This is a genomic window from Gryllotalpicola daejeonensis, assembly GCF_039538145.1.
GTDB classification, from domain to species: domain Bacteria; phylum Actinomycetota; class Actinomycetes; order Actinomycetales; family Microbacteriaceae; genus Gryllotalpicola; species Gryllotalpicola daejeonensis.
On sequence record NZ_BAABBV010000001.1, the window covers coordinates 1,350,129 to 1,374,782 of the forward strand.

The following is a 24,654-nucleotide window of genomic DNA, read 5'->3' on the forward strand; positions in this document are numbered from 1 at the left end:
GTAACGCCCGTGTAACCGGCCAATTCGCCTGAGCGCCTGCGCGTCACGTAACCTGACGCACGTGAGCGACCTTCAGCCAACCATCGCACCGTCGCCCTCTCGCCGCCGCGACTCCGTCCGTGCCGAGGTCGACGAATCCCTCCGCGCCAGCGTGCGCACCCTGGGCGGTCTGCTCGGGCGTGTGCTCTCTGCGGTCGACCCGAGCCTGCTCGACGACGTCGAGCACCTTCGCGCGCTGACCATTGCCGCGTACGAGGACGACGACCAGCAGCGCTTCGAGGAAGCGGAAGCCCTCGTCGAGAGCTTCACCCCTGAGCGCGCCGAGCAGGTCGCCCGCGCCTTCACCGCCTACTTCCACCTCGTGAACCTCGCCGAGGAGCAGCACCGCATCCGTCGCCTGCGCGAGCGCGACGTGCCGGGCCGCGCCGAGACGCGCACCGATACCTTCGCCGGCGCGATCACTCAGCTGACCAGCGAGGTCGGCGCAGAAGAGACCGCGCGTCGCGTCGCCGCCCTGCGCTTCCACCCGGTGCTCACCGCCCACCCGACCGAGGCGCGTCGCCCCGCGATCTCGGGCGCGATCCGCCGCATCGCCGAGCTGCTGGCCGAGCGCGACGACCCGCGCCTCGGCTATGCGGCCGGCCTCGAGAATGAGCGCCGCCTGCTCGAAGAGATCGACACGCTCTGGCGCACGAGCCCGCTGCGCGCCCAGAAGCCGACCCCGGTCGACGAGGTGCGCACGGCGATGAATGTGTTCGACACCTCGCTGTTCCAGGTCGTGCCGCGCGTCTACCGCGCGCTCGACGACTGGCTGCTCGGCGATGAGGCCGGCAAGGCGCCCGCCGTTGCCAAGGCGTTCGTGCGCTACGGCTCGTGGATCGGCGCCGACCGTGACGGCAACCCGTTCGTCACCGCCAAGGTCACCCGCCAGGCCGCGCAGATCGCGAGCGAGCACGTGCTGCTCGGCTACGAGCACGCCGCGACCCGCATCGGGCGCACCCTGACCATCTCCGCTGAGGACACGCCGCCGTCGGCCGCCCTCACCGACCTGTGGGCCCGCCAGCGCGCCCTCGCCGGCTTCGCCGCCGACGAGCTCGAGCAGCGCTCGCACACCGAGCCGCACCGCCGCGCGCTGCTCTTCGTGACGCGCCGCATCATCGCGACCCGCACCCGCGACGCCGACCTGGCCTACGAGAGCCCCGAAGAGCTGCTCGGCGAGCTGCGGATCATCCAGTCATCACTGCGCGAGGGCGGTGCAGATCGCGCCGCCTCCGGCGAGCTGCAGCACCTCATCTGGCAGGTCGAGACCTTCGGGTTCCACCTCGCCGACCTCGAAGTACGGCAGCACTCGAAGGTGCACCGCCAGGTGCTCGAAGAGCTGCGTTCCGGAAGCCCGCGCTCGGAGCTCGCCGACGAGGTGCTCGAGGTCTTCCACACGATCTCCGCACTGCAGAAGCGCTTCGGCGTCGACGCCGCGCGCCGCTACATCGTGTCGTTCACTCAGTCCGCCGAAGACCTGGCGAACGTCTACGAGCTTGCGAAGCGTGCACTCGGCTCGGCCGAAGCCGCCCCGGTGCTCGACGTCATTCCGCTCTTCGAGACGTTCGCCGACCTCAACAACTCGACCGACATCCTCGACGGGCTGATCGAGCTCGAGCCTGTCAAGGCACGCCTGGCCGCGACCGGCCGCCGCCTCGAGGTGATGCTCGGCTACTCCGACTCGTCGAAGGACGTCGGGCCGGTCTCCGCCACCCTCGCGCTCTACGACGCACAGAGCCGCATCGCCGCGTGGGCCAAGCGCAACGACATCGAGCTGACCCTCTTCCACGGCCGCGGCGGCGCTCTCGGCCGCGGCGGCGGCCCGGCCAACGAGGCCGTGCTGGCGCAGCCGCCGCACTCGGTCGAGGGCCGTTTCAAGCTCACCGAGCAGGGCGAGGTCATCTTCGCCCAGTACGGCGACCAGACCATCGCCGCCCGCCACCTCGAGCAGATGGCCAGCGCCACGCTGCTGGCCGAGGCGCCCTCCAACCAGGCGCGCAACGAGCAGGCATCCGTCACCTACTCGGCTCTCGCGACACGCCTCGACGAGGCGAGCCGCGCGCGGTTCTTCGAGCTGGTCAAGGCCGACGGCTTCGCCCAGTGGTTCGGGCGTGTGACGCCGCAGGAAGAGGTCGGCCTGCTCTCGCTCGGCTCGCGCCCCGCCCGCCGTGGCCTCTCGCTCGAGTCGCTCGAGGACCTGCGCGCCATTCCGTGGGTGTTCGCGTGGTCACAGGCCCGCGTCAACCTCACCGGCTGGTTCGGCCTCGGCACGGCGCTCGCCTCGATCGGCGACGCAGAGCTGCTGCACAAGGCGTACAACGAGTGGCCGCTGTTCGGCACCATGATCGACAACGTGCAGATGTCGCTCGCAAAGACCGACGAGCGCCTCGCCCGCCGCTACCTCGCGCTCGACAGCCGTGAGGATCTGGCCCAGCTCGTGCTCGACGAGATGGCGCTGACGCGCGAGCAGGTGCTGCTGACGTCAGGCCACACCGAGCTGCTCGAGGGCCGCGCCGTGCTGCAGCGCGCCGTGCAGCTGCGTTCGCCCTACGTCGACGCGCTGTCGCTGCTGCAGCTGCGTGCGCTGCGCGAGATCCGCGCGACCGGCTCGGCTGACGCCGAGGACCGGCCGCACCGGCTCATGCTGCTCGCAGTCAACGGCGTGGCCGCGGGCCTGCAGAACACGGGCTGATTCACCGCGCTGCGTGCGCCACCGGCTTCCGCTTTGCGCCACTCGGATCCGAGTAGCGCAAAGCGGAACCTGGTGGCGCAACGTCGTCTATGCGATGACGGATGCCTCAGGCCGCGCTTCTTCGCGAGGAAGCGCGACCTGCACCGCCGTGCGCTTCGTCGGCTTCTTGGTCTTCTCTAGCTCGGCGATCGCCGTGCGCAGCATGTCGATCAGCCGGTCGTCGGCGTCCCACACGCACGCTTCGGCGATACCGCACGCGGCGACGCGCACGATCTCAAGCCCGGCGCGCTCCTGACGCCCGATCGGGATGCTCGCGTTGAACTCGGCGTGCCGGGCGACCCAGTCCACCGCACCCGGCGCCGCCGCGAACGCCGCCTCAGCGCGCGCCCGCAGTTCGGGCGCCTCGACGCCGAGCTGATCGAGCGCCCCGAGGGCTGCGCGCAGGCCGACCGCCAGCGCGTGCTGCCGGTGCATGCTCGAAACCGGAAGTGCCGACGCCGCGGCGCTCGCGGCGACCCGCAGCATGCCTACGGTCGAGCCGGTGAGGCCGATGACGCGCGGCACGTCCTGCAGAAGCTCCTGCCGGCGAACGTCGCTGATCAGATCGTTGACGGCCCGCGCCAGCGCCGCCAGCACAGGATCGGTGCACCCGGGGTGGTCGCTCCAGCGCTCCCCCGCCAGGTACGAGGCGAATTCCATGAAGCAGGCTCCACGGCGCGGCGTACGGTGCCGCCCCGCGCCGAGCCGCGGAAGGTAATCCGGTGTCGAAATGCGTGAACTCATTGCGACCTCGCTCGTGTCGATGATCCCTAGATCATCACTCTGCGGCTCGTGCGCGGCAAGGGGGTAGCCTGGTGCTATTCGCCGGTCTTGACCGGAAGTTCCGGGTGGTTCGACCACTGGCTGAAAGACCCGGGGTACACCGCGGGCGCGAAGCCGGCCAGCGTCAGCGCCACCGCCTCGTGCGCCGCCGTGACGCCGCTTCCGCAGTAGGCACCGACGGGTGAGGCATCCGTCACCCCCAGTTCTTCGAATCGCGCACGCAGCTCGCCCGGCGTCAGGAACCGGCCGTTCGCATCGACGTTCGCGGTCGTCGGAGCGCTCACCGCGCCCGGGATGTGGCCGGCACGCGGGTCGATCGGTTCGACCTCGCCGCGGAAGCGGTCACCTGCGCGGGCATCGAGCAGAACACCGGATGCCGCGAACGCGGCGACCTCATCGAGCGGGATCACCGGCAGCGCGCCGTATTCGAGCGTCACCGTTCCGGGAATCGGCGCGTCTCCGGTGCCCGTCTCGAGCGGGTGCCCGGCGGCCGTCCACGCGCGCAGGCTGCCGTCGAGCAGCCGCACGTCGGCAACGCCCGCGTAGCGCAGCAGCCACCACGCCCGCGCGCTCGACAGGTTCTTGAGGTCGTCGTAGACGACGACGGTGTCGCCCGGGTCGATGCCCCAGCTGCGCGCGGCCTGCTGCAGCTCGTCGAGCTCGGGCAGCGGGTGCCTGCCATCCTGCGGGGTGCGCCGCTCGGGCGGCAGTGCGAGCTCTGTCTCGAGGTCGACGTAGACCGCGCCGGGGATGTGCCCGAGCTCGAAGGCCTCGCGACCGTCCGGCTTGTCAGCCGGCCGCGCGACGCCGCCCCAGCGCACATCGAGCACGCGCACGGGGCCTCCGTCTGGGTAGCGCCCGTCGCGCAGTGCGGTTTCGAGCTCGGCTGGGTCGGTCAGGATCGGGCGTTCGCTGTGGGTCACGCACTCGACGCTACGACGAACGGATGCTTCGCAAAAACGTCACGAAACAATGCGCCGCCGGCCGCGATTCACAGGCTAATCTCAGCCTCGGGGAACCACCCGTGTCCGCTTCGAAAGGAACGACCATGTCCGACTTCCAGTCGCAAGACCCGAGCGCCGCACCGACCGCGCCGCCCGCACCTGCCGCACCCGCGGCGCCCGCCGGGCAGTATGGCGGCTACGCTCCGGCCCAGCCGCGCTACAACACGCTCGCGATCGTGGGCTTCATCCTTTCCTTCATCGTCTCGATCGCCGGGATCATCGTCTCGGCCATTGCGCTCAACCAGATCAAGAAGACCGGCGAGCGCGGTCACGGCCTCGCACTGTGGGGACTGATCCTGGGCATCGTCTTCCTCGTGCTCAGCGTCGTCGTCGCGATCATCTCGTTCGCAGCGGCGGCCGCTCTCGTCAACAGCGGCACCACATACTGAGTCGCATCGACAGCGGGAAGCCCCGAGGCCTCACAGCCTCGGGGCTTTCCCCTTGCGCATTGCTCGTTGCGCGTTGCGCGCGACTCGATGCGCGCCTGGCGCGCTCGGCGCTTAGCTCGACGCCTTCGCGTTCGACTCGTACGAGGTGTTGGTCGACTCGAAGAAGTTGACCAGCTCGAGCGTGTCGTTCGCAGTGGCCATCCACTTGGCGGGGTTGCTCACCTTGTACTCGGGCTCGAAGCCGAGCTCTTCGAGGCGGCGGTCGGCCAGGTAGCGCACGTACTGGTTGATGTAGTTCGCGTTGAGGCCGAGGATGCCGCCGGGCAGCAGGTCGCGGTTGTACTGCTCTTCCATCTCGACCGCGTCGAGGATCATCTGCTTGATCTCGTTCGCGAACTCGGGCGTCTGCAGGTCGGGGTTCTCGTCGAGCACCGTGAGGATCAGGTTCATGCCGAACTTCAGGTGCAGCGACTCGTCGCGCACGATCCAGTCGACGAGCGAGCCGAAGTTGCGCAGCAGGTTCCGCTGGCGGAACGAGAGCGCCACCATGAAGCCCGAGTAGAACCAGATGCCCTCGAGGATGATGTTGTAGGCGACGAGGTTGCGGATGAAGTCCTGCTTCCCCTGCGTCGTCGTGATGTCGAGGGTCTCCTCCGTCATGCGACGGATGAATTTGACCTCGAACTCCTCTTTGCGGGCCATCGACGGGATGTCGACGTGCGCGTTGTACGCCTCGTCGCGGTCGATGGGGAACGTCTCGAGCACGTACTCGAACGACATGCAGTGGTTGGCCTCTTCCCACATCTGCTTCGCGAGATAGAGGTGCGCCTCAGGCGCGTTCACGTACGGGTAGACGCCGAAGGCCAGGGCCTTGTTGACGAGCAGCTCGTTCGGGTTGAAGTACGAGATCAGGAAGGTGACGGCGTGGCGCTCTTCGTCCGTCATCCGCTTGAAGTCGGCGAGGTCCTCACCGAGCTGGATCTCGTTCGGGAACCACGTGTTCGCGACCGCCTGGTCGTAGAGGTCCATCGCCCACTTGTAGGTGATCGGCTTGAGGAGCAGTCCGTCCTTGACGCCTGTGCCCAGGATTCCCATTGGTGCTTACTTGCCTTCCGAGTCGGAGTTGGAGGAGGAGGTCAGGCCGCCGAAGCCGAAGCCGCGACGCGCGGGCGCGCCTGCTGCCGCGGGCTCAGCGGCGGGCGATGCCGGGGATGCCTGGCCGGCGCTCGCTGCGCCGAAGCCTTTGCGTGCCCCGCCGATCTCTTCGCTCTTGTTGACGCGAACGGTCGACTGCTCGGCCTGGTGACGCGGCTTCATGTGCAGGTAGTAGGTCGTCTTCACGCCGCGCTTCCACGCCTCGGTGTAGATGTCGACCATGTCGGTGAGGTCGCGCGTCTCGAGGTACATGTTGCGGCTGATCGCCTGGTCGATCCACTTCTGGGCGCGCGCCGCGACCTCGAGGAACGCGATCGGCGAGAGCTGGAAGCTCGTCTTGTAGACGCGCTTGATCTCATCGGGGATCGCGGCGATGCCCTGGATGTCGCCCTGGCTGCGCAGCACCTGCTCGCGCACCTGCTCCCACAGCCCGCGCTCCTGCAGAGCGGCGACCAGGTTGCGGTTCACCTCGAGGAACTTGCCGTTCGAGGTGGCGCGGCTGAAGATCTGCGAGAACTGCGGGTCGAAACCGGGGGTGGTGCCTGCGACGAGACCGATCGACGCGGTCGGCGCGACCGCCATCAGGGTCGCGTTGCGCACGCCGCCCTTGACCCGCTGGCGCAGCGAGTCCCAGTCGAGCGTGGTGCGGCGGCTGACCTCGATCGGCACACCGCGGTCCTTCTCGGTGATGTCGAGGGTGTCGAACGGCACGAGGCCCTGGCTCCACCGCGACCCGGCGAAGTTCGGATACGCCCCGCGCTCGGCGGCGAGGTCGACGGACTCCTCGATCGCGTAGTAGGAGATGCGCTCGGCCACCTCGTCGATGAGCTCGTACGCCTCTTCCGAGTCGTAGGGCAGGCCGAGCTTCTCGACGACGTCGGTGTAGCCCATCATGCCGAGGCCGATGGCGCGGTTGTTGAGGTTCGCGTTGTCAGCCTCGGGCACCGACGACATGGTGATGTCGATCAGGTTGTCGAGCTGGCGAACCGCGAGACGCACCGAGCGCTTGATCGAATCCCAGTCGAAGGTGCCGTCTGCACGCAGGTGGCGCGGCAGGTTGATCGACGCGAGGTTGCAGACCGCGATGTTGTCGATGTCCTGCGGAAGGCAGATCTCGGTGCACAGGTTCGAGAGGTGGATCGTGCCGGTGTTGTTGTTGAGGGCACGGTTGTTGATCGTGTCCTTCCAGGTCAGCCACGGGTGTGCCGTGGTCTGCAGGCTCATCAGGATGTCCTTGAACTGCTGGCGCGCCGGCAGCTTCTTGAACATGCGCATGTGGCCGGCCTCGGCCTCTGCCGCGTAGAACGCGTAGCGCTCGGAGAACGCCTTGCCGTAGAGCTCGTTGAGGTCGCTCACCTCGAGCGGGTCGAACAGGTACCAGGGCTCGTCGTTCTGCACGCGCTTCATGAACTCGTCGGAGATCCAGACGGCGGTGTTGGCGGTGCGGGTGCGGCGGTACGGGTCACCCGAGTTCTGGCGCAGGTCGAGGAAGTCGGGGAAGTCGAGGTGCCAGTTCTCCATGTAGAAGGCGAGGGCGCCGAACTTCTTGCCGCCGCGGCTGACCGCGCGCAGCACCGAGTCGATCGTGTGCATGAAGGGGATCGGGCCGGTCGAGACGGTGTTGTTCGAGCGGATCGGCGAGCCCTGCGAGCGCAGCTTCGTCACCGAGAGGCCGATGCCGCCGGTGCCCTTCGTGATCCACATCACGTCGCGCACCGACTTCGCGATGTGCTCGATGTCGTCGTGCATCTCCATCACGAAGCAGTTGGAGAGCTGCGGGAACTTGGTGCCGGCGTTCACCAGCGTCGAGCCCGCGGCGAGGTAGTCGAGGCGCGACATCGTCTCGTAGAACTCCAGCGCGATGGCGGTCGGGTCTGTCTCGTTGAGAGAGAGGCCCATCGCGATGCGCATCCAGAAGTACTGCGGGGTCTCGAGCGGCTCACCGTTGCGCGCCTTGATGCTGTAGCGGTTGTTGAGCGTGACCAGGCCGATGTAGCGCAGCAGCTGGTCGTTCACCGGCTCGATCGCCTGGGCGAGGCGGTCCAGGTCGAAGAGCTGGGGGAAGCGGGGGTCGAGCAGCTGCTCGGCGACACCGCGCTCGACGTATGCGCGGAACTGGTCCTGGTGCTTCTGCTTCAGCTCGGCGTCCGTCGCGTAGTCGCCGAGGACGCGCTTGTAGATGGTCTTGAGCAACAGGCGGGCGGCGACGGTGTCGAAGGCAGGGTCGTCCTTGACGTTCTGCAGCGCGACCTGGATGACCGCCTCATCGAGCTGCTGCGTGGTGATTCCGTCGAAGAGAGTGAGCTCGAGCTCGCTCGCGATCTGAGTCACCCACGTGATGTTCTCGTCGAGGCCCTCAGCGGCCTTCTCGATGGCGAGGTTGATCTTGTTCGCGTCGTACGGCTCGCGCGTTCCATCACGCTTGACAACGGTGATTGCCACGGCAATTTCTCCTTCTATCCCCTTGGATTCGCTGCACTTCCCCGAAACAGCTTGATCACTATATAGCGGGGCCGCCCATCTCCTTCGCCCCCACATCTAGTGGGCGTGTCGTCCACAACTGTGCATAACTTCCGCCCGTTCTCCACAGGCTAGACGCCACCCCCGACATTGGCGTGCGAGGCCGAAAGCGGCCGAATCCGCTGGCTAGACTGGCGAGACCGTGAGCGCGTATTCGAGTGTCCTGAAGACGCCGGGCGTCGCCCGGATCATCGCCGCGCAGCTCACCGCCCGCTTCCCCTCCGGCATGCTCTCGCTCGGCATGCTCCTGCACATAGAGCAGGTGCATCACAGCTACGCGGCCGCCGGGCTGGTGCTCGCGGGCGGGGCCGCGGGGCAGGCCGTTGCCGGGCCGCTGACCAGTCGGCTGATGGGCCGGCTGGGCATCCGCCCGGTGCTCGCCGCGACGACCGCGGTGTGCGCGGCAGGCATCCTGATCATCGCGTTCTTCACCCTCTCGATCCCGCTCACCGTCCTCGTGACGTTCGTCGCAGGGCTCGCCACGCCGCCGATCCAGCCGGCCGTGCGCACGATCTACCCGAAGCTCGTGACGAGCCAGCTGCTGACGCCCCTGTTCTCACTCGATGCGTCGGCGCAAGAGATCATCTGGGTCGCGGGCCCGGTCGTCGTCACCTTCGTGTCGACGCAGGTCTCGACTGTGCTGGGGCTGCTGCTGTGCGCGGCGTTCATGGTTTTCGGCGGCCTGTGGTTCATCCTGTCGCCCGAGCTCGGCCGCGTGCGCATCCCGCGCTCGAAGCGCCGCTTCGGCGTGGTGCTGACGCGCCCCACCGTGCTGCTGTCGACGATCGTGGGACTGCTGCTGATCGGCGCGTGCTCGGCCGTCGAGGCGGCCGTCGTCGCGAATTTCCAGGGGACCGGTACGGATGCCTCAGCCCACGGCTACGAGTCGGGCGTGGTGCTCGCCATCTGGTCGATGGGCTCGCTCGTCGGCGGCTTCGCGTTCGGGCACCTGCCGCTGTCACCGTGGTCGCTCGCGCGGCGCATGCTCCTGATGTTCGCCGGCGTCGCGCTCGCGAGCATCTGGCTGAACGTGTGGTGGATGGTGCCGGCGCTGCTCGTGTCAGGTGCCGGCATCGCGCCCGCACTGGCCGCGATGTTCGCCATGACCTCGTCGTCGGTGAAGTTCAGCGACACGGCAGAGGCCTTCGGGTGGATCGGCACGGGCCAGCTCATCGGCGCCGGCTTCGGCTCGGCGGTCGCGGGTGTCGTCATCGACGCGCACGGAGCGCAGGCGGCGTTCTTCATCTCGGCGGGCTTCGCGCTGCTGGGCACCGTGGTGGCCGCGGTCGGGGTGCGCTACCTTCCCGATCTGCGCGGCCGGGACTCCTCCCCCATTCCCGACACCGAGCCGATCACGGTCCAGCCGAGCTGACGGCCCGCCCGGCCCCCGCGCGCTACGCTCCCGCCCGGCGCCCCGTGCCGGGCGCCATCCGGAACTGTGCCCGTCTGGCGCAATAGTGGCCGCTACAGCGGGCACTATTGCGCCAAGCGGGCACTCGTCGTGGCCGAATGGGCCCATCACGTTCAGATCATCGGGCGTCGAACGATACGGATGCCAGCCCGAAGCAGTCTGGGACGCAGGAGCAGGACCGGCTTCCGCGCCTCTTCCCAGCCCCAACGCAGGAATCCATTGCCTTCAGCGCGAAGGAAGTCCTCACGGACTTTCTCAGCCACAACCACCTGTGCCGCGTCGGCGCCGTTGCGTAGCCGTGCGTCCAGGTACTTCATGAGGCCGTCGAACTCGCCAATGGTCGGTGGTCGCTGCGCAGTGGCCGGCCACTCGAAGTCTGCGTCGTAGTACCCACCCGGATGCGAGTGCCTGACCTGAAGTTCGGGCAGCTCGAAACCGAGCTGGTAGATGTCCACGCGGCTCAACGACTCGCCCCCGCTGCCCGAACGCCCGTCGGCGAACTCGACCGCAGCCCGGGCACGGGCCAGTCCGCGAGTGCTCGCATACCGGTCAAGCAACTCGTAAACCTCATCTTTGCTGACACGTTGCTCGCTCGTCGCCCGACGCGAAAGAGCATGGTCGAGCGCCACCACGGTCGCCGTGAAGTCGCCGGAACGAGCCAGATCGGCGATCGTACGCGCGGGCGATGTCACGAAGTGATCCCCCCACGGCAGAATCTCGTCGTCCATGAAAGGCATGCGGTGAACGATGACGCCGCGCTTGCTTCGTCGAGCCGAGCCCGGCGGCTCCAGGATCTCGACAGACGTGGGTCGAGACCCGATGGTCGCCAGATCCCAGATCGCCAGCGCGGCCTGTCCGGCGAATACGACCTGGCCGCGGCGAGTCTCTCCCACGGCCGCGACGACATCGAGGTAGCGCAACCGCGCATGCGCCACGCGATCGAATCGATCGACGGAGCTGAGCGGAACGGGCGCCTCGCGCGCGACCCCGCGGCGGAGTCGCTCGTAGTCACCCGAACGCACCCGACGGGAGAACTCTTGATGCGAGACGAGGGCGGCCGGATCGCGGCTTGCTCGAATCAGTCTCGTCAAATCCGGCTGAGGCGCATGCATGCACTCCGTTCTAGAGGCTCATCGGGCAGGCATCCCGCGATGCTTCAAAACTCAGGGCCATCGCAACCCGTGCTGGGCAAGTGCCGCGCAACCGGTGGTTCGCCCGAGTGCGCCCAAACGGCGTGGGTCCGCGGCCAGACGGCGCGATTGTGGCCGCCAGAGCGGCCACCATTGCGCCAATCGGGCACACTTGGCGGGCGGGACGCGAGGTGGGCCGGGCGGCACGACTACGCGCGGGCGGGGGCCGCCTCGACCGCCGCGATCAGTGTGTGCAGGGTGTCTCGCAGGGCGGCGAGCTCCGCGACGTCCATACCGAGCAGACGCATCACGGCCGGGGGCACCTTCAGCGCTTCCGCACGCAGCTCTCGCCCGGCATCCGTCAGCTCGACGCGCAACGCGCGCTCGTCCTCAGGCGAGCGCCCGCGCCGGACGTAGCCGAGCGCCTCAAGGCGCTTCAGCAGCGGCGACAGCGTCGCCGGCTCGAGGCGCAGGGCGTCGCCGAGCGCGCGCACCGAATGCGGCCCGCGTTCCCACAGCGCGAGCATCACAAGGTATTGCGGATGCGTGAGCCCCATCGGCTCGAGCAGGGGCCGGTACATGCCGATGACGCTGCGCGAGGCGACCGCCAGGGCGAAGCACACCTGATTTTCGAGGGCGAGCAGATCGGCGTCGGGGTTGGCACTCGTCGAGGCATCCGGCATATGATCAGTGTACAAACGATTAGTGCACTAACGAAAGCGAGACACGGCGTGGCCGAGCGCAAGGGGTTCTGGGGCTTCTATCAGAAGGCGAACCGCATCGTGCGCACCTTCACGGGGCCGGCCGATATCGGCGCGGGGCATCCGGAGGCCCCCGAGGTGCGCAGTGCGGCGGCCAAATGCCCGATCTGCGGGAACCCGATGTCGGCGCACACCGTGCTGCGCGCCGACGATCAGCGCGAGCCGACGCGGCTCGTGTGCCCGGTCGCGGCGTAGGCGGCGGGCGACCTCACCACTTGTCGTGGATCTGCGCCCGCAGGTAGCGGTCGTAGATGTCGCGCACGCGGGCGTTGAACTCCGGCCCGAGCTCGGGCACGGACGACGCGGCGGCGTTGCCGAGCGCCTGATCGGCGTTGCGCGCGCCGGGGATCACGGTCGACACCGCCTGCTGCTGCGTGACCCAGGCGAGTGCGGCCTTGGCTGGCGTCAGCAGGGCGTGGTTCTCGATCTTCCACTCCTCGCGCAGCTGGGCGACGGCGTCGGCGAACTCCTGAGCGGCGGCGATGCCGGTCTCGAAGTCGACGCCTGAGAACGTCTCGCCGACGTCGAACGCCTCGCCGTGGCGGTTGTAGTTGCGGTGGTCGTTCTCGGGGAAGGTCGTGTCCTTCGTGTAGCGCCCCGTGAGCAGGCCAGAGGCGAGCGGGACGCGCGCGATGATGCCGACCCCAGCCTCACGGGCGGCGGGCAGCACCTCGTCGAGCGGCTTGAGGCGGAAGGCGTTGAGGATGATCTGCACCGTCGCCACGTTGGGCCGCGCGATGGCCGTCAGCGCCTCTGCCGCCGTCTCGACGCTGACGCCGTAGTTCGCGATCGCGCCCTCGTCGACGAGCTGGTCGAGGGCGTCGAACACCTCGTCGTTCGAGTACACCGGCGTCGGCGGGCAGTGCAGCTGCACCAGGTCGATGGTGTCGACGCGCAGATTGGTGCGCGAGCGGTCGAGCCACGCGCGGAAGTTCTGCAGGTTGTAGTTCTCGGGGACCTGGTCGACGCGACGGCCCATCTTCGTCGCCACCGTGATCCCGGCATCCGGATGCGCCGCCTTGAATCGCCCGACGAGAGACTCGCTGCGCCCGTCGCCGTAGACGTCGGCCGTGTCGAAGAACGTGACGCCCGCCTCGGCGGATGCCTCGAGCACCGCCAGCGCGTCGACTTCGCTCACGCTCCCCCAGTCGCCCCCGAGCTGCCACGTTCCGAGTCCGATGACCGAGACTTCCCGTCCCGTCCTGCCGAGCGTCCGTTGCTGCATGCGTTCCACTCTAAGTGGGTCACCCGCGATGTCGGGGGCTCGGAATAGGCTCGCGCTGTGGCTGAGTCGATCCCGGGTGTGTCCGTTCTTTCCGATGAGCTGCTGGCGCGCATCCGCTCGCGCGCGGCCGATTACGACCGTGAGAACGGATTCTTCACGGAAGATCTGGCTGAGCTGAAGGCCGCCGGCTATCTGAAGGCCTTCGTGCCCGCGGGCTACGGCGGCCTCGGCATGACTCTCGCCGAGGTGGCCAGAGAGCAGCAGCGGCTCGCGGGCGCCGCGCCGGCCACGGCGCTGGCCGTGAACATGCACCTCGTGTGGACGGGCGTGGCGAAGGTGCTGCGCGACCGCGGCGACGACTCGCTCGACTTCGTGCTGCGCGAGGCCGGCGCCGACGAGATCTTCGGCTTCGGCATCAGCGAGGCCGGAAACGACCTCGTGCTGTTCGGCTCGACGACCGAGGCCGCGCCGCAGGAAGACGGCGGCTACCGCTTCACGGGAACCAAGATCTTCACCTCGCTCTCGCCCGCGTGGACGCGGCTCGGGGTGACCGGGCTCGACTCGGTGAGCGAAGACGGGCCGCGTGTGGTTTACGGATTCATCGACCGCAGCGCCGTCGACGAGGGAACCGTCGAGATCAAAGACGACTGGGACACCGTGGGAATGCGCGCCTCTCAGTCGCGCACCACGGTGCTGAAGGGCGCCGTCGCCCCAGCCGATCGCATCGTGCGGCGGCTCGCGCCGGGGCCGAACCCCGACAGCCTGGTGTTCGGCATCTTCGCGAACTTCGAGGTGCTGCTCGCCTCGGTCTACACCGGCATCGGGGCGCGGGCCCTCGAGCTCGCGGTCGAGACGGTGAAGAAGCGCACTTCGCTCAAGACGGGGAAGCCGTACGCGCAGGACCCCGACATCCGCTTCCGCCTCGCCTCGGCGGCGATCGCGCAAGAGGGGCTCGCGCCGCAGATCCAGGCCGTCGCGAGCGATGTCGACAACCTCGTGAACCACGGCGGGCAGTGGTTCCCGAAGCTCGTCGGCGTGAAGATCCGAGCGACGGAGACGGCGCGCGAAGTGGTCGACAAGGCGATCCGCGTCTCGGGCGGCTCGTCGTATTTCAGCTCGTCTGAGCTCGGGCGGCTGTACCGCGACGTGCTCGCCGGCATCTTCCACCCCTCCGACGACGAGTCGGCGCACAACACCGTGGCGAACGCGCTGCTCGGGCCCGTCGACTAGCGCGACTGTCGCCATGCGGCGCACGCGCGCCCGCTGTGGCGGACGCAACTGCGCCAACTGGGCACATCAGTGCGCCGAACGGGAACTAGTGCCCGCGCAGGCGCTCGAGGGCGCGGCGGTCGCGCTTCGTCGGGCGGCCGGAGCCGCGCTCGCGGACGACCGGAGCGGCGCGCTCCTCCTTCGGCGGCAGCGCGGGCGTGCGGTCTTCGAACGCCGCCGCGGCGACGGCGGCGCCCACGCGCTTCACGAGCAGCTGCGTGACGATGACGATGTGCTCGCGATCGGTGAAGGCACGCACCTCGTCGCCGATCTTGACCGGCTGGGCCGGTTTGGCCCGATCGCCGTTGACGCGGATGTGCCCCGCCTTCGCCGCCTCGGTCGCCGCCGATCGTGTCTTGTAGAGCCGCACCGACCACGCCCACACATCGACCCGCACGCTCGTCGGGGCGTTCACCGGGGTCCTCGTCACGGCGCCCGCTGCCATCAGGCGCGCTCCGCGCGGAACTCCGCGAGCTCGGCGGCCGTCGGGTAGGACGGCTGGGCACCGCGGCGCGTGGCGCTGAACGCGGCGACGACGGATGCCTCGGCGGCGGCCTCGGCCAGAGATCGGCCCTCGGCCAGCCCCACGGCGACGGCGCCGGTGAAGGCATCCCCGGCGCCTGTGGTGTCGACCGCGTCGACGCGAGTCGCCGCGAGCTGCGTGACCTCATCGCCGTCGATGACGACCGCGCCCGCCGCCCCGCGGGTCACGACGAGCCGGGTGATGCCGTGCGGGGCGAGCGCTGAGCAAAGTGCCTCTACGCCCCCGCTGTCGAGGTCGACGGGAACGCCGAGCAGCTGGCCGGCCTCGAGCTCGTTCACGATCAGGACATCGGTGGCGTCGAGCAGCGACGGCGGCAGCGGCTGGAAGGGCGAGGGGTTGAGCACCACGCGTGCACCCGCCATCAGCGCTCGTGCCGCCGCGCGCTGCACCACGGCCATGGGGACCTCGAGCGACAGGCAGACGACCGCCGCGTCGACATATGCCTCTGCGGGAATGCCGGCAGGCGTGATCGCGCCGTTCGCCCCCGGCACGAGGATGATGGCGTTCTCACCGTCGTCATCGACGGGGATGATCGCCTGACCGGTGGGCACTTCCGGAAGCACGGCGACGAACGAGACGTCGACCCCTGCGGCCGCGGAGTGCTCGCGAAGCATCCGCCCGTTCTCGTCGTCACCCACCGCGCCGACCAGCCGCACGCTGCCGCCCAGGCGGGCGGCGGCGACCGCCTGGTTCGATGCCTTGCCCCCGGGCAGTACGTGCACGTCCCGCCCCGCCACGGTCTCGCCGGGCGCGGGCAGTCGGTCGACGCGGATGCCGAGGTCGGCATTCAGCGCTCCGACCATGACGATGTGCTCAGTCACGTCTCAATGCAACCAAAACTTCGCGCACCGCGCGCAGCTCGGCGCCGAGCTGTGCGCCCCGCTCGCGCGAGTGCCTGGTCACAAAGCTCTCGAGACCGGCGCCGAGGGCTCCGGCACGGTCGATGAGATCGGCGGTGCGGCGCGCAGGCCCGACCCGCCCCAGCGTGACCATGCGCAGCGCGTGGAACGGCGGCGCGAGTTGCTCGATGCGCGCGGTCGCCTCGTGCAACTGCGGGGCGAGCCTGGCGTATTCGGGCGCGCCCCGGTCGCCGGTCAGCGCCTCGCGCCCGAGGCCGAGCAGATCCGCGGTGCGGCGGCGCACGACGTCGATCGAGCGCACCGGTGCGACGAAGCAGCTCGCGGCGATGGCGATGAGACCACCGAGCAGGATGGCGAGCAGGCGCTGACCCAGCACGTCCGTGCCGCCCTGGCCGAGGAAGTCATAGAGCAGCGCGAGACCGCCGGTCATCGCCGCCGCCCACCAGGCGTAGCTGATCGTGCGCAGCACGGCGCCCAGCCCGAGGATCACGAAGAGCGCGACCAGGGCGCTCGAGTCGCCCGGGGCGAACGCCGTGCCGAGCAGCGTCGCGACGACCGTGCCCGCGGCCGCCCCGACCAGCCGCTGGATTCCCTTGTAGACCACGTCGCCGCGGCCGCGGTTGCCGCTGTTGACCACGAAGGCGGTCAGCACAAACCAGCCCAGATGATCGGGAAGCAGCCACCAGCCGAGCAGGATCGCGGCGGCGAACGAGAGGGCGAGGTGCACGGCCATGCGTGAGGATGCCGCGAGCTTCCGTTCGCCCGTCGCAGTCGGTGGGGTCGCCGCAGCAGGGGAACCCTGCGAGGCATCCCTCGGCCTCCATTCGGCTTCGCCCAGCCGACCGGCGGCAGCGGCGGAACCGGCCAGCCACCCGAGCACTGAGCCCCACGCGACCGCGATCACGGCAGCCAGGGCGCCCCACCAGACGCCGGCTCCCGCGGCGAGCGCGGCGGCCGGCGTCACGAGTGAGGCGACGAAGGGGAACGACCACAGCGAGCCGAGCCGCGCCCACACCGGCCCGAAGCGGCGCACCCAGATCGCGGCGACGAGAGGCACCGCGATGAGCGCGAAGCCGAGAGCGGCGTGGGCATGCACGACCCGCCCGATCGCCGAGCCGAGCAGAGCCACGAGCGGAATCAGCACGAAGCGCGCCACCCAACTCACCCAGGTGGGAAGGGGCGCACCGCCGGCAGCACCCGCCTGCCGCTCGTCCGACCGCACGATCGACAGCGCGATGATCACGCCCGAGATGCACAACTGCACGACGAGCGGCTGGTGGCGCGCGAAGTACGCGATCGTCCAGAACGACAGCAGCGCAGCGATGACGGATGCCACAGCGAAGCGCGCGCCGCCGCGAAGCCGCACGAGCGACAGCCGTCCTAATTTACTAAGCATCCGTTGAATACCATCGGTCTTGTTCCGGGTGTCTTGTGCCTGTTTGTTACGCGGTATCGTAGTACCGTGACCTCTTCGTTCTCGCCCGAACTGCGCGATCTCGCCGGTCGGCTGCGCTTCGGCACGGTGCATCTCGGGCATCGGCTGCGCATTGAGCGAGGTGAAGAGAGCGGCCTCTCCGGTAACAAGCTGCTGGTGCTGAGCCGCCTCGTGCGTGATGGGCCGAGCACGCCCAGCCGCATCGCAGCCGCGGAGCGCGTGAGCCCCCAGGCCCTCAGCCGAGTGTTCGCCGAGCTCGAGGCCGCCGGTCTGATCGCCCGTCGGCCCGACCCCGATGACGCGCGCCAGTCGCTGCTCGAGGTGACCGATGCCGGCACCACTGCAGTCGGCTCGGACGCCGCCCGGCGCGATGCCTGGCTTGCCGGCGCACTTGCGGACCTGACGCCGGCGGAGCTCGCGGTGCTGCGCGTCGCCGCCGATCTCATGACCCGGCTCGCGGAGTCGCGCTGATGGCCGAGGTCGCAGCACCGGCCTGGGTGCGCAGCGCTATCTGGTGGCACGTCTATCCACTCGGCTTCGGCGGTGGCTTGCGCCGTATCGAGCGTTACCTCGACTACGCCCGTGAGCTCGGAGCGTCGGGCGTGGCCCTCGGCCCGGTGTTCGCGTCGGAGACCCACGGCTACGACACGGTCGACCACTTCCGCATCGATCCTCGACTCGGTCAGGAATCCGATTTCGACGCTCTTGTCACCGCCGCGCATGAACGCGGCCTGCGCGTCGCGCTCGACGGCGTCTTCAATCACGTCGGCCGCTCGCACCCCCTCTTTCTGCAAGCGCTCGAAGACACCGCCGTCGCGAACGAGTGGTTCCGGCCTGCGGGCGGCGACTTCCACGTCTGGGAGGGACACCGACGACTCGTCACCCTCAACCACGATTCGCCGGCGGTCGCCGATTATGTGGCCGGGGTCATGACCCACTGGCTCGACCGGGGCGCCTCGGCCTGGCGGCTGGACGCCGCGTACTCGGTGCCGCGCGAGTTCTGGGCGCGGGTGCTCCCCCGGGTACGGGCGAGCCACCCCGAGACGTACATCTGGGGCGAGCAGATCGCCGGCGACTACGCGGGTCTCGTGCAGGGCGGCGGCATCGACTCCGTGACGCAGTACGAGCTGTGGAAGGCGATCGGCAGCAGCATCCACGATCGCAACTTCTTCGAACTCGCGTGGAGCCTCAAACGTCACCAGCAGTTCCTCGCCGACTTCGTGCCTTTCACGTTCCTCGGCAACCACGACGTGAGCCGCGTTGCGACCCGCATCGGGGACCCGCGACATCTCGCGCACGCGATCGTCGTGCTGTTCACGGTGGCGGGTACGCCGGCGGTGTACTACGGCGACGAACGCGGTCTGCTCGGCGTCAAGGAGAACCGCGAGGGCGGCGATGACGCGGTGCGGCCGGCCTATCCCGACCACCCCGCCGAGCTCGACCCGGCAGGTACCGAGCCGTATCGGCTGCATCAGCGGCTCATCGGTCTGCGGCGGCGGAATCCCTGGCTGCACGACGCGCGCACCGAACCACTCAGCGTCGCGACGACGGCGCTCGCCTATGAGTCGGTCAGTGCGGCCGACTCCGCGCAGGGGCTCAGCGTGCTGCTGAATCTCAGCGACGCCACGGCCGAACTGCCCACCGGCGGCCGCACGAGACTGCTCGACGGGGCGGCCATTTACGACGCCGAGCGCGCCACCGTCCCACCGCACGGCTGGGCCGTGCTCGGCTGATCGGCGAAGCGAAGTGACCGGCGCGAGGGGCTCCTGCCTGTGTCAGGGCGCCTGGTCGGTATCAAACGGCAGCTCGAGGCGCGTCACCCACTTCTCCTCAGGCTCGGGCCACGCCGTCAGGTGCACCTCGCGCGCGTAGCCGGCCGAGTGGCCGCCGTGCGCGTGCACCCAGTCGAAGAGCTCGTTCCAGGACTGGCGGATCGTCGACATCGGCCCGTAGTGGATGCCGATCGCGACGTGCTCGGCGCCGTCGAGCACCACGGGTGAGATCTCGCCGCCGGCCTCCCCGACGGAGGCGACGTATCCGACCCAGGCGCGCTGGCTGCTCTCACCGAACTCGCCGGTGACCCGCTCGTACCAGGCGATCGCGCGCCCGGACACCTCGATCTCGATGTCGGCCAGCCGCTCGCGCAGCTGCTCGAACAGCCGATAGACGACCGGGGGCACCTCATCGCGCGGAATCGGCGCCGGCCCCGACGAGATGGCATAGACGTGCAGCGCCTCGACTCGCGACTCCCTGATGTCCATCTGCCGCCTTCTTCCTGCGCCTATCATCGGCAGCTATGGCGGCTGACGAGCGCTCCCCTGAACACCAGCGTGTCGAAGCGGCCGATTCGGGGCAAGAGGCATGGCGCGATTGGGGCCCGTATGTCGCCGAGCGGGCCTGGGGAACCGTGCGTGAGGACTACAGCGCCGACGGCGACGCCTGGCGGTTCTTCCCCTATGAGCACGCCCGCAGCCGTGCCTACCGCTGGAACGAAGACGGCATGGCCGGCTTCTGCGATCTCGACCAGACGTGGGTGCTCGCGCTGTCCCTCTGGAACGGGCACGACACGCACCTCAAAGAGCGCATGTTCGGCCTCGCTGGGCCGGAGGGCAACCACGGCGAGGACGCCAAGGACTACTGGTGGTACCTCGACGGCACCCCGAGCCACAGCTGGCAGCGCTGGCGCTACCACTACCCGCAGCGCGCATTCCCCTACGACGAGTTGCGCGCCGAGAACGCCCGCCGAGGCCCTGCGGACCCGGAGTACGAGCTCGTCGACACCGGCGTCTTCGACGACGGCCGCTACTGGGTCGTCACCGCGGACTACGCGAAGGCCGGCCCGCACGACCTGCTGCTGCGCCTGACCATCGAGAACGCGGGTCCCGAGCCCGCGACCCTCGACGTGCTGCCCACCTTCTGGTTCCGCAACACCTGGAGCTGGGACGTCCCAGAGGGCGAGAAGCCCGTCATCACGCACGGTGAGGGCGCGCTGGTCGCCGGCCCGCTCTCCCTTTTCTATGAGCAGGCGGATGCTTCGACGGAGCTCAACACAGGTGCCTCGGCTGTGCTCTTCTGCGACAACGAGACCAACGCCACGAAGCTCTTCGGCGACGGCGCTGAGAACCGATCCCCCTTCCCGAAGGACGGCATCAACGACCACGTGGTGCACGGGGCCGAGACGGTCAACCCCGAAGGCACCGGCACCAAGGCATCCGTTCGCTATACGGTGACGCTCGGCCCTGGCGAGTCCAAGGTCATCCGGCTGCGTCTCACTGAAGGAAGCGCGACGTTCGCCGACTTCGACGAGGTGATGCGCGCTCGCGAAGCCGAAGCCGACCGGTTCCACGACGAGCTCGCGCCGGCGGGGCTCGACGACGACCGAAAGCGCGTGCTGCGCCAGGCGCTCGCGGGGCTCACCTGGTCGAAGCAGTTCTTCCACTACGACGTGCGGCGCTGGCTCGAGGGCGACCCGGCGTATCCGCCGCCCCCGCCGGGACGAGGCGCCATTCGCAACGGCGCCTGGCAGCACCTCGCGGCGAAAGACGTCATCCTGATGCCAGACGCCTGGGAGTACCCGTGGTTCGCCGCCTGGGACCTCGCCTTCCACTGCATCACCTACGCGCACCTCGACCCGGAGTTCGCGAAGAGCCAGCTGATCCTGCTGCTGCGCGAGTGGTACACCCACGCGAGCGGCCAGCTGCCCGCCTACGAGTGGGACTTCGGCGACGTGAACCCGCCGACGCAGGCGCGTGCCGCGCTCGAGGTCTTCGCCCTCGACGGCGGCACCGACTTCCGATTCCTGGCGCGCGTGTTCCACAAGCTGCTCATGAACTTCACCTGGTGGACCAACACCAAGGATGCCGGGCAGAACGACCTGTTCGAGGGCGGCTTCATGGGCCTCGACAACATCGCGCCGGTGAACCGCTCGACGCTGCCGGTCGGCGAGGGCCGCATCGAGCAGGCCGATTCGACCGCGTGGATGGCCGTCTACGCCCTCGACCTGCTCGAGATGGCACTCACCCTCGCCCAGCACGACCCCGCCTATGAAGACGTCGCCGTCAAGTTCTTCGAACACTTCGCCCGCATCGCCGACGCCGCGAACGACGAGGGGCTGTGGAGCGACGAGGACTCGTTCTATTACGACGTGCTGACTCTGCCCGACGGCTCGAAGCACCCGCTCAAAGTGCGCTCGCTGGTCGGGCTCGTACCCGTCACCGCGTCGCTCGCGATGCGGGGTCTCGCCGACGGGTTGCCGGAGTTCCAGGCATCCGTTCGCAGTTTTCTCCGGCACCAGCCCGAGGCCGCCGACAACCTGCACCTGCACCCGCGCGGCGGCGGCGCGACGCTGCTCGCGCTGGTGAGCCCCGAGCGGCTCACGCGCGTGCTCGCGCAGGTTTTCGATGAGCAGGGGATGCTGTCGCCGCACGGCATCCGCTCGATCTCGGCCTGGCACCGAGACCACCCGTTCGCGATCTCGGTCGGCGGCGTGGAGCAGGTGGTGGACTACGAGCCCGGCGAGTCGACGAGCCACCTGTTCGGCGGCAATTCGAACTGGCGCGGGCCGGTGTGGTTCCCGCTGAACGTGCTGATCATCGACGCGCTTCGTGACTACGAAGAGAACCTCGGCGAGTCGCACACCGTCGAGTACCCGGCCGGGTCGGGCACGCGCCTCGGGCTCGGTGAGATCGCCGACGACCTCGCCGACCGGCTCGTGTCTCTGTTCACGCCGGGGCCTGGGGGCGCACCGCGACCGTCTGACGCGCGTTACCCGCTGCTGTCGACTGACCCGAAGTGGCGCGACCAGCTGTTCTTCTACGAGTACTTCCACGGCGACACGGGCCAGGGCCTCGGCGCCTCGCACCAGACCGGCTGGACCGCGCTGGTCGCGCACCTGCTGCTGCGCAAGCGGAGCTGACGGCTCACACCAGCAGCAGCGCGACCGCAGCCGCCGCGACGACCGCGGCGATCAGCACCATCAGCCAGCGGGGCGAGAGCACCACCGCCGCGATGACGGACAGGATCGACAGGGCGCCGAACACCACCGCCCCCACCGAGTGCAGCGCGGCGAACCGCAGCGCGGCGGGCAGCGTCTGGTCTGCCAGCACCGCCTCGACGGCCTCGATGCCGAGAAAGACCGCCGCGACGGCGATCGCGACGAGCGCGAGGCGACGTCGGGCCGGAGTGTGCACGCGCTCAGGTTAGCGGCGCAGAACGCACGATTCGGCACGCTGATCAGCCTCGAGCGCGTGCCGAATCGTGCGAATTGCGCCAAACCGTGTGCGCGGCACCGGGCTTAGGCTCGACGGGTGAGCACCGAGTTCATTCATGACACCGAAGCGCACCGCTACGTGATGAAGGTCGACGGGAAGCTCGTGAGCGCCGCGGACTACACCGTCAACGCCGACCGCCTCGCGATCACCCACACCTTCACCGACCCGATGCAGCGCGGCCACGGCTACGCCGGCCAGGTCGTGACGTTCGCCGTCGACGACATCGAGAAGAACTCACCACAGCTCAAGATCGTGCCGATGTGCTGGTACGCCGCCAAGTGGTTCGACGAGCACCCCGAGAAGTCGGGGCTGCTCGCTGGCTGAGACCTCGTCACCGACTTCGCGCGCGCTGGTCGCGCGGCTGCGCGCGGCCGGCTGCGTGTTCGCGGAGGACGAGGCGCGCCTTCTTCTCGATGAAGCGAGGGATGCCTCGCAGCTCGAGTCCCTCGTCGCGAGACGGGTCGCGGGCGAGCCCCTCGAGTACGTGCTCGGCTGGGCGGAATTCGCCGGCCTGCGGCTCGCGGTCGCGCCGGGAGTGTTCGTGCCGAGGCGCCGCACCGAGCTGCTGCTGCGCCTTGCGCTGGACGCGATCTCCAGGCCCTCTCTGCTCGAGCTCTGCTGCGGGGTCGCGCCGGTCGCGACCGCCGTCAAGGCACGGCGGCCCGAGGCATCCGTCATCGCCTCTGATCTCGACCCGGCCGCGGTCGCCGTCGCGCGCGCGAATCTCGAGCCGCTCGACGGCAGCGTCGTCGAGGGCGACCTGTTCGCGTCGCTGCCGGCGACCGCGCGCTTCGACGTGATCGCGGCGAATGCGCCGTACGTGCCGAGTGCGGAGCTGGTGAACATGCCACGCGAAGCGCGGGAGTTCGAGCACCCGCTCGCCCTCGACGGCGGCGATGACGGCCTCGCCCTGCATCGGCGGATCGCGGCAGAAGCGGCCCGCTGGCTGGCCCCGGGCGGCACCGTGCTGGTCGAGACGAGCAGGCGGCAGGCGCCCCTCGACCGCGAGATCTTCGAGGCGCGCGGCTGGCGCGTCGAGCTCGTCCCCGACGACGAGCTCGACGCGACGGCCGTGCGTGCGGTGCTGCCGGCCTAGACCGACTGCTCGTGCGAGCCGAGCGAGCTCGCGTCGCTCGGCACCTCGGGCGAGCTGAAGTCGAACATCCAGCTGAACCCGTACTTGTCGGTGACCGAGCCGTAGTAGTCGCCCCACGGCGCCAGGTCGAGCGGCATGACGTTGCTGCCGCCCTCGCCGAGCTTCTCGTAGTAGCTGCGGCCGGTGTCGAGTCCCTCGGCGTCGCCCGAGAAGCACAGCGAGATGCTCGAGCCCGAGCTGAGCGGCATGCTCTCTGGCACGTCGGAGCCCATCAGGTTGACGGGCCCGTCGAGCTGCGAGTGCATGACCTGACTGGGGTCGACGCCCTCGGTCATGCCGCTGTCACCGAACGTCATGACGCTGAGCTCGCCGCCGAAGACGGACTGATAGAAGGTCATGGCCTCTTTGGCCTGACCGCGGAACTGAAGGTAGGGAGTGAAGCTGACGGACATCGGTGGCCTCCTGAAATTCGTGATTTGCGTGACCTGATGACGTGCTGTCGCGGTCATGATCCCGCTCGCGATGCACGGCGGCAATAGCGCATTTTCAGGACGCACCCGCGAGGGTCACGCGGTTCGCGGCATCCCTCGGTACCGTCGGCCTGATGGCTGCCCCGACCACCGAAGTCGAACTGATGCTGAAGCGGAAGAACCGCCTCGCCGAAGAGCGCAAGGCGGCGGATTTCCGCGCCACCGAGCGTGACAAGCGCGACGAGGCGGGCAGGATGCGTGCGCAGGCGGCGTCCGCACGCTCGGCGCAGATCGCGAAGATGCGCGAGGCGGATGCCCGGCGGCTGGAGGCCGAGGCGGATCGGTGCGCCGGCGAGGCCGCTCGCGCCGATGAGCGGGCCAGGCGGTTCGCTCTGGACGAGGAGCTCGTGGCCGTGCGACTGGCGCACACTGAGCCGTCGGCCGCCCTCGCGGACTCCGCGGATTCGGACTGGACCATCGTGTAGCGGCCGCCGGCTCCTGTGGCCCCATGCGGTCACCCGGCGTTCCCTTACAGTTCGGTAAAGACCCCACCATCTGGCGC

Annotated in this window: 24 protein-coding genes; 11 read left to right on the plus strand and 13 right to left on the minus strand. The window is 69.2% G+C overall.

What is annotated here, in order from left to right:
- Positions 1–61: 61 nt before the first annotated feature.
- Positions 62–2,731: a phosphoenolpyruvate carboxylase gene (locus ABD736_RS06690; protein WP_425554995.1), complete on the plus strand. Its 2,670-nt coding sequence runs from the start codon at positions 62–64 to the stop codon at positions 2,729–2,731.
- An 87-nt stretch (positions 2,732–2,818) separates the two neighbouring features.
- Here the strand turns inward: ABD736_RS06690 and ABD736_RS06695 are convergent, their stop codons facing one another.
- Both ABD736_RS06695 and ABD736_RS06700 read right to left on the minus strand, forming a co-directional pair.
- On the minus strand, positions 2,819–3,430 hold the full coding sequence (locus ABD736_RS06695) for a hypothetical protein (protein ID WP_344790964.1): 612 nt from the start codon (positions 3,428–3,430) through the stop codon (positions 2,819–2,821).
- 158 nt (positions 3,431–3,588) lie between these two features.
- Positions 3,589–4,476, minus strand: a complete 888-nt coding sequence (locus ABD736_RS06700; RefSeq protein WP_425554996.1) for a sulfurtransferase — start codon at positions 4,474–4,476, stop codon at positions 3,589–3,591.
- 125 nt (positions 4,477–4,601) lie between these two features.
- Here ABD736_RS06700 and ABD736_RS06705 point away from each other — a divergent pair, with 125 nt between their 5' ends.
- On the plus strand, positions 4,602–4,946 hold the full coding sequence (locus ABD736_RS06705) for a DUF4190 domain-containing protein (RefSeq protein ID WP_344790965.1): 345 nt from the start codon (positions 4,602–4,604) through the stop codon (positions 4,944–4,946).
- A 111-nt stretch (positions 4,947–5,057) separates the two neighbouring features.
- Here ABD736_RS06705 and ABD736_RS06710 read toward each other — a convergent pair whose 3' ends face one another.
- Entirely contained in the window at positions 5,058–6,041 is a 984-nt protein-coding gene (locus ABD736_RS06710; protein WP_344790966.1) for a ribonucleotide-diphosphate reductase subunit beta, read from the minus strand.
- 6 nt (positions 6,042–6,047) lie between these two features.
- Positions 6,048–8,543 carry a ribonucleoside-diphosphate reductase subunit alpha gene (locus tag ABD736_RS06715; protein ID WP_344790967.1) on the minus strand — a complete coding sequence of 832 codons (2,496 nt, stop codon included), beginning with the start codon at positions 8,541–8,543 and terminating at the stop codon, positions 6,048–6,050.
- Positions 8,544–8,763: 220 nt separating this feature from the next.
- Here ABD736_RS06715 and ABD736_RS06720 point away from each other — a divergent pair, with 220 nt between their 5' ends.
- Positions 8,764–9,993, plus strand: a complete 1,230-nt coding sequence (locus ABD736_RS06720; RefSeq protein WP_344790968.1) for an MFS transporter — start codon at positions 8,764–8,766, stop codon at positions 9,991–9,993.
- 152 nt (positions 9,994–10,145) lie between these two features.
- Here ABD736_RS06720 and ABD736_RS06725 read toward each other — a convergent pair whose 3' ends face one another.
- A complete protein-coding gene (locus ABD736_RS06725; RefSeq protein WP_344790969.1) occupies positions 10,146–11,144 on the minus strand; it encodes a type IV toxin-antitoxin system AbiEi family antitoxin domain-containing protein in 999 nt (332 codons plus the stop codon).
- A 227-nt stretch (positions 11,145–11,371) separates the two neighbouring features.
- Positions 11,372–11,845: a MarR family winged helix-turn-helix transcriptional regulator gene (locus tag ABD736_RS06730; RefSeq protein WP_344790970.1), complete on the minus strand. Its 474-nt coding sequence runs from the start codon at positions 11,843–11,845 to the stop codon at positions 11,372–11,374.
- 48 nt (positions 11,846–11,893) lie between these two features.
- On the opposite strand from ABD736_RS06730, the gene ABD736_RS06735 reads away from it, so the two are divergent.
- Positions 11,894–12,118, plus strand: coding sequence for a hypothetical protein (locus ABD736_RS06735; RefSeq protein ID WP_344790971.1), 225 nt, complete (start codon positions 11,894–11,896; stop codon positions 12,116–12,118).
- A gap of 13 nt (positions 12,119–12,131) precedes the next feature.
- Here the strand turns inward: ABD736_RS06735 and ABD736_RS06740 are convergent, their stop codons facing one another.
- Complete coding sequence (locus ABD736_RS06740; RefSeq protein ID WP_344790972.1) at positions 12,132–13,148, minus strand: aldo/keto reductase; 1,017 nt, start codon at positions 13,146–13,148, stop codon at positions 12,132–12,134.
- 57 nt (positions 13,149–13,205) lie between these two features.
- Between ABD736_RS06740 and ABD736_RS06745 the strand changes: the two genes are divergently transcribed.
- Entirely contained in the window at positions 13,206–14,378 is a 1,173-nt protein-coding gene (locus ABD736_RS06745; RefSeq protein WP_344790973.1) for an acyl-CoA dehydrogenase family protein, read from the plus strand.
- An 85-nt stretch (positions 14,379–14,463) separates the two neighbouring features.
- On the opposite strand, the gene ABD736_RS06750 is transcribed toward ABD736_RS06745, so the two are convergent.
- The 3 genes from ABD736_RS06750 to ABD736_RS06760 are packed head-to-tail and all read right to left on the minus strand — an operon-like array spanning position 14,464 to position 17,217.
- On the minus strand, positions 14,464–14,862 hold the full coding sequence (locus ABD736_RS06750; RefSeq protein WP_425554997.1) for an RNA-binding S4 domain-containing protein: 399 nt from the start codon (positions 14,860–14,862) through the stop codon (positions 14,464–14,466).
- Positions 14,862–15,782 (minus strand): ribokinase, encoded by a 921-nt coding sequence (locus ABD736_RS06755; RefSeq protein ID WP_344790975.1) that lies wholly within the window; start codon positions 15,780–15,782, stop codon positions 14,862–14,864. Before ABD736_RS06755 ends, ABD736_RS06750 begins: the two co-directional genes overlap by 1 nt.
- The gene (locus ABD736_RS06760; RefSeq protein WP_344790976.1) at positions 15,775–17,217 is read right to left on the minus strand and encodes an FUSC family protein; all 1,443 of its coding nucleotides are present in this window, start codon (positions 17,215–17,217) and stop codon (positions 15,775–15,777) included. The genes ABD736_RS06755 and ABD736_RS06760 overlap by 8 nt, the downstream gene beginning before the upstream one ends.
- Positions 17,218–17,283: 66 nt before the next feature.
- Between ABD736_RS06760 and ABD736_RS06765 the strand changes: the two genes are divergently transcribed.
- A complete protein-coding gene (locus ABD736_RS06765) occupies positions 17,284–17,727 on the plus strand; it encodes a MarR family winged helix-turn-helix transcriptional regulator (protein ID WP_344790977.1) in 444 nt (147 codons plus the stop codon).
- Positions 17,727–18,989, plus strand: coding sequence for an alpha-amylase family glycosyl hydrolase (locus ABD736_RS06770; RefSeq protein WP_344790978.1), 1,263 nt, complete (start codon positions 17,727–17,729; stop codon positions 18,987–18,989). The genes ABD736_RS06765 and ABD736_RS06770 overlap by 1 nt, the downstream gene beginning before the upstream one ends.
- Positions 18,990–19,031: 42 nt before the next feature.
- On the opposite strand, the gene ABD736_RS06775 is transcribed toward ABD736_RS06770, so the two are convergent.
- Complete coding sequence (locus tag ABD736_RS06775) at positions 19,032–19,517, minus strand: GyrI-like domain-containing protein (RefSeq protein WP_344790979.1); 486 nt, start codon at positions 19,515–19,517, stop codon at positions 19,032–19,034.
- Between the two features lie 35 nt (positions 19,518–19,552).
- Between ABD736_RS06775 and ABD736_RS06780 the strand changes: the two genes are divergently transcribed.
- The gene (locus tag ABD736_RS06780; protein WP_344790980.1) at positions 19,553–22,171 is read left to right on the plus strand and encodes an MGH1-like glycoside hydrolase domain-containing protein; all 2,619 of its coding nucleotides are present in this window, start codon (positions 19,553–19,555) and stop codon (positions 22,169–22,171) included.
- A 4-nt stretch (positions 22,172–22,175) separates the two neighbouring features.
- Here the strand turns inward: ABD736_RS06780 and ABD736_RS06785 are convergent, their stop codons facing one another.
- On the minus strand, positions 22,176–22,445 hold the full coding sequence (locus ABD736_RS06785) for a hypothetical protein (RefSeq protein WP_344790981.1): 270 nt from the start codon (positions 22,443–22,445) through the stop codon (positions 22,176–22,178).
- A 117-nt stretch (positions 22,446–22,562) separates the two neighbouring features.
- On the opposite strand from ABD736_RS06785, the gene ABD736_RS06790 reads away from it, so the two are divergent.
- A complete protein-coding gene (locus ABD736_RS06790; protein ID WP_344790982.1) occupies positions 22,563–22,850 on the plus strand; it encodes a GNAT family N-acetyltransferase in 288 nt (95 codons plus the stop codon).
- A 37-nt stretch (positions 22,851–22,887) separates the two neighbouring features.
- A complete protein-coding gene (locus ABD736_RS06795; protein WP_344792226.1) occupies positions 22,888–23,622 on the plus strand; it encodes a putative protein N(5)-glutamine methyltransferase in 735 nt (244 codons plus the stop codon).
- On the opposite strand, the gene ABD736_RS06800 is transcribed toward ABD736_RS06795, so the two are convergent.
- Positions 23,619–24,074, minus strand: a complete 456-nt coding sequence (locus ABD736_RS06800) for a VOC family protein (protein WP_344790983.1) — start codon at positions 24,072–24,074, stop codon at positions 23,619–23,621. The two genes, ABD736_RS06795 and ABD736_RS06800, sit on opposite strands and share 4 nt — an antisense overlap.
- 152 nt (positions 24,075–24,226) lie before the next feature.
- On the opposite strand from ABD736_RS06800, the gene ABD736_RS06805 reads away from it, so the two are divergent.
- Positions 24,227–24,577: a hypothetical protein gene (locus tag ABD736_RS06805; RefSeq protein ID WP_344790984.1), complete on the plus strand. Its 351-nt coding sequence runs from the start codon at positions 24,227–24,229 to the stop codon at positions 24,575–24,577.
- The last annotated feature ends 77 nt before the right edge of the window (positions 24,578–24,654 follow it).

Excerpts from the sequence above, each read along its gene's own strand:
- ABD736_RS06740 (WP_344790972.1), bottom strand. The coding sequence starts at position 13,148 with ATGCAGCAACGGACGCTCGGCAGGACGGGACGGGAAGTCTCGGTCATC.
- ABD736_RS06725 (WP_344790969.1), bottom strand. The coding sequence starts at position 11,144 with ATGCATGCGCCTCAGCCGGATTTGACGAGACTGATTCGAGCAAGCCGC.
- ABD736_RS06805 (WP_344790984.1), top strand. The coding sequence starts at position 24,227 with ATGGCTGCCCCGACCACCGAAGTCGAACTGATGCTGAAGCGGAAGAAC.
- ABD736_RS06750 (WP_425554997.1), bottom strand. The coding sequence starts at position 14,862 with ATGGCAGCGGGCGCCGTGACGAGGACCCCGGTGAACGCCCCGACGAGC.
- ABD736_RS06780 (WP_344790980.1), top strand. The coding sequence starts at position 19,553 with ATGGCGGCTGACGAGCGCTCCCCTGAACACCAGCGTGTCGAAGCGGCC.
- ABD736_RS06705 (WP_344790965.1), top strand. The coding sequence starts at position 4,602 with ATGTCCGACTTCCAGTCGCAAGACCCGAGCGCCGCACCGACCGCGCCG.
- ABD736_RS06710 (WP_344790966.1), bottom strand. The coding sequence starts at position 6,041 with ATGGGAATCCTGGGCACAGGCGTCAAGGACGGACTGCTCCTCAAGCCG.
- ABD736_RS06770 (WP_344790978.1), top strand. The coding sequence starts at position 17,727 with ATGGCCGAGGTCGCAGCACCGGCCTGGGTGCGCAGCGCTATCTGGTGG.
- ABD736_RS06695 (WP_344790964.1), bottom strand. The coding sequence starts at position 3,430 with ATGGAATTCGCCTCGTACCTGGCGGGGGAGCGCTGGAGCGACCACCCC.
- ABD736_RS06760 (WP_344790976.1), bottom strand. The coding sequence starts at position 17,217 with ATGCTTAGTAAATTAGGACGGCTGTCGCTCGTGCGGCTTCGCGGCGGC.
- ABD736_RS06775 (WP_344790979.1), bottom strand. The coding sequence starts at position 19,517 with ATGGACATCAGGGAGTCGCGAGTCGAGGCGCTGCACGTCTATGCCATC.
- ABD736_RS06800 (WP_344790983.1), bottom strand. The coding sequence starts at position 24,074 with ATGTCCGTCAGCTTCACTCCCTACCTTCAGTTCCGCGGTCAGGCCAAA.
- ABD736_RS06730 (WP_344790970.1), bottom strand. The coding sequence starts at position 11,845 with ATGCCGGATGCCTCGACGAGTGCCAACCCCGACGCCGATCTGCTCGCC.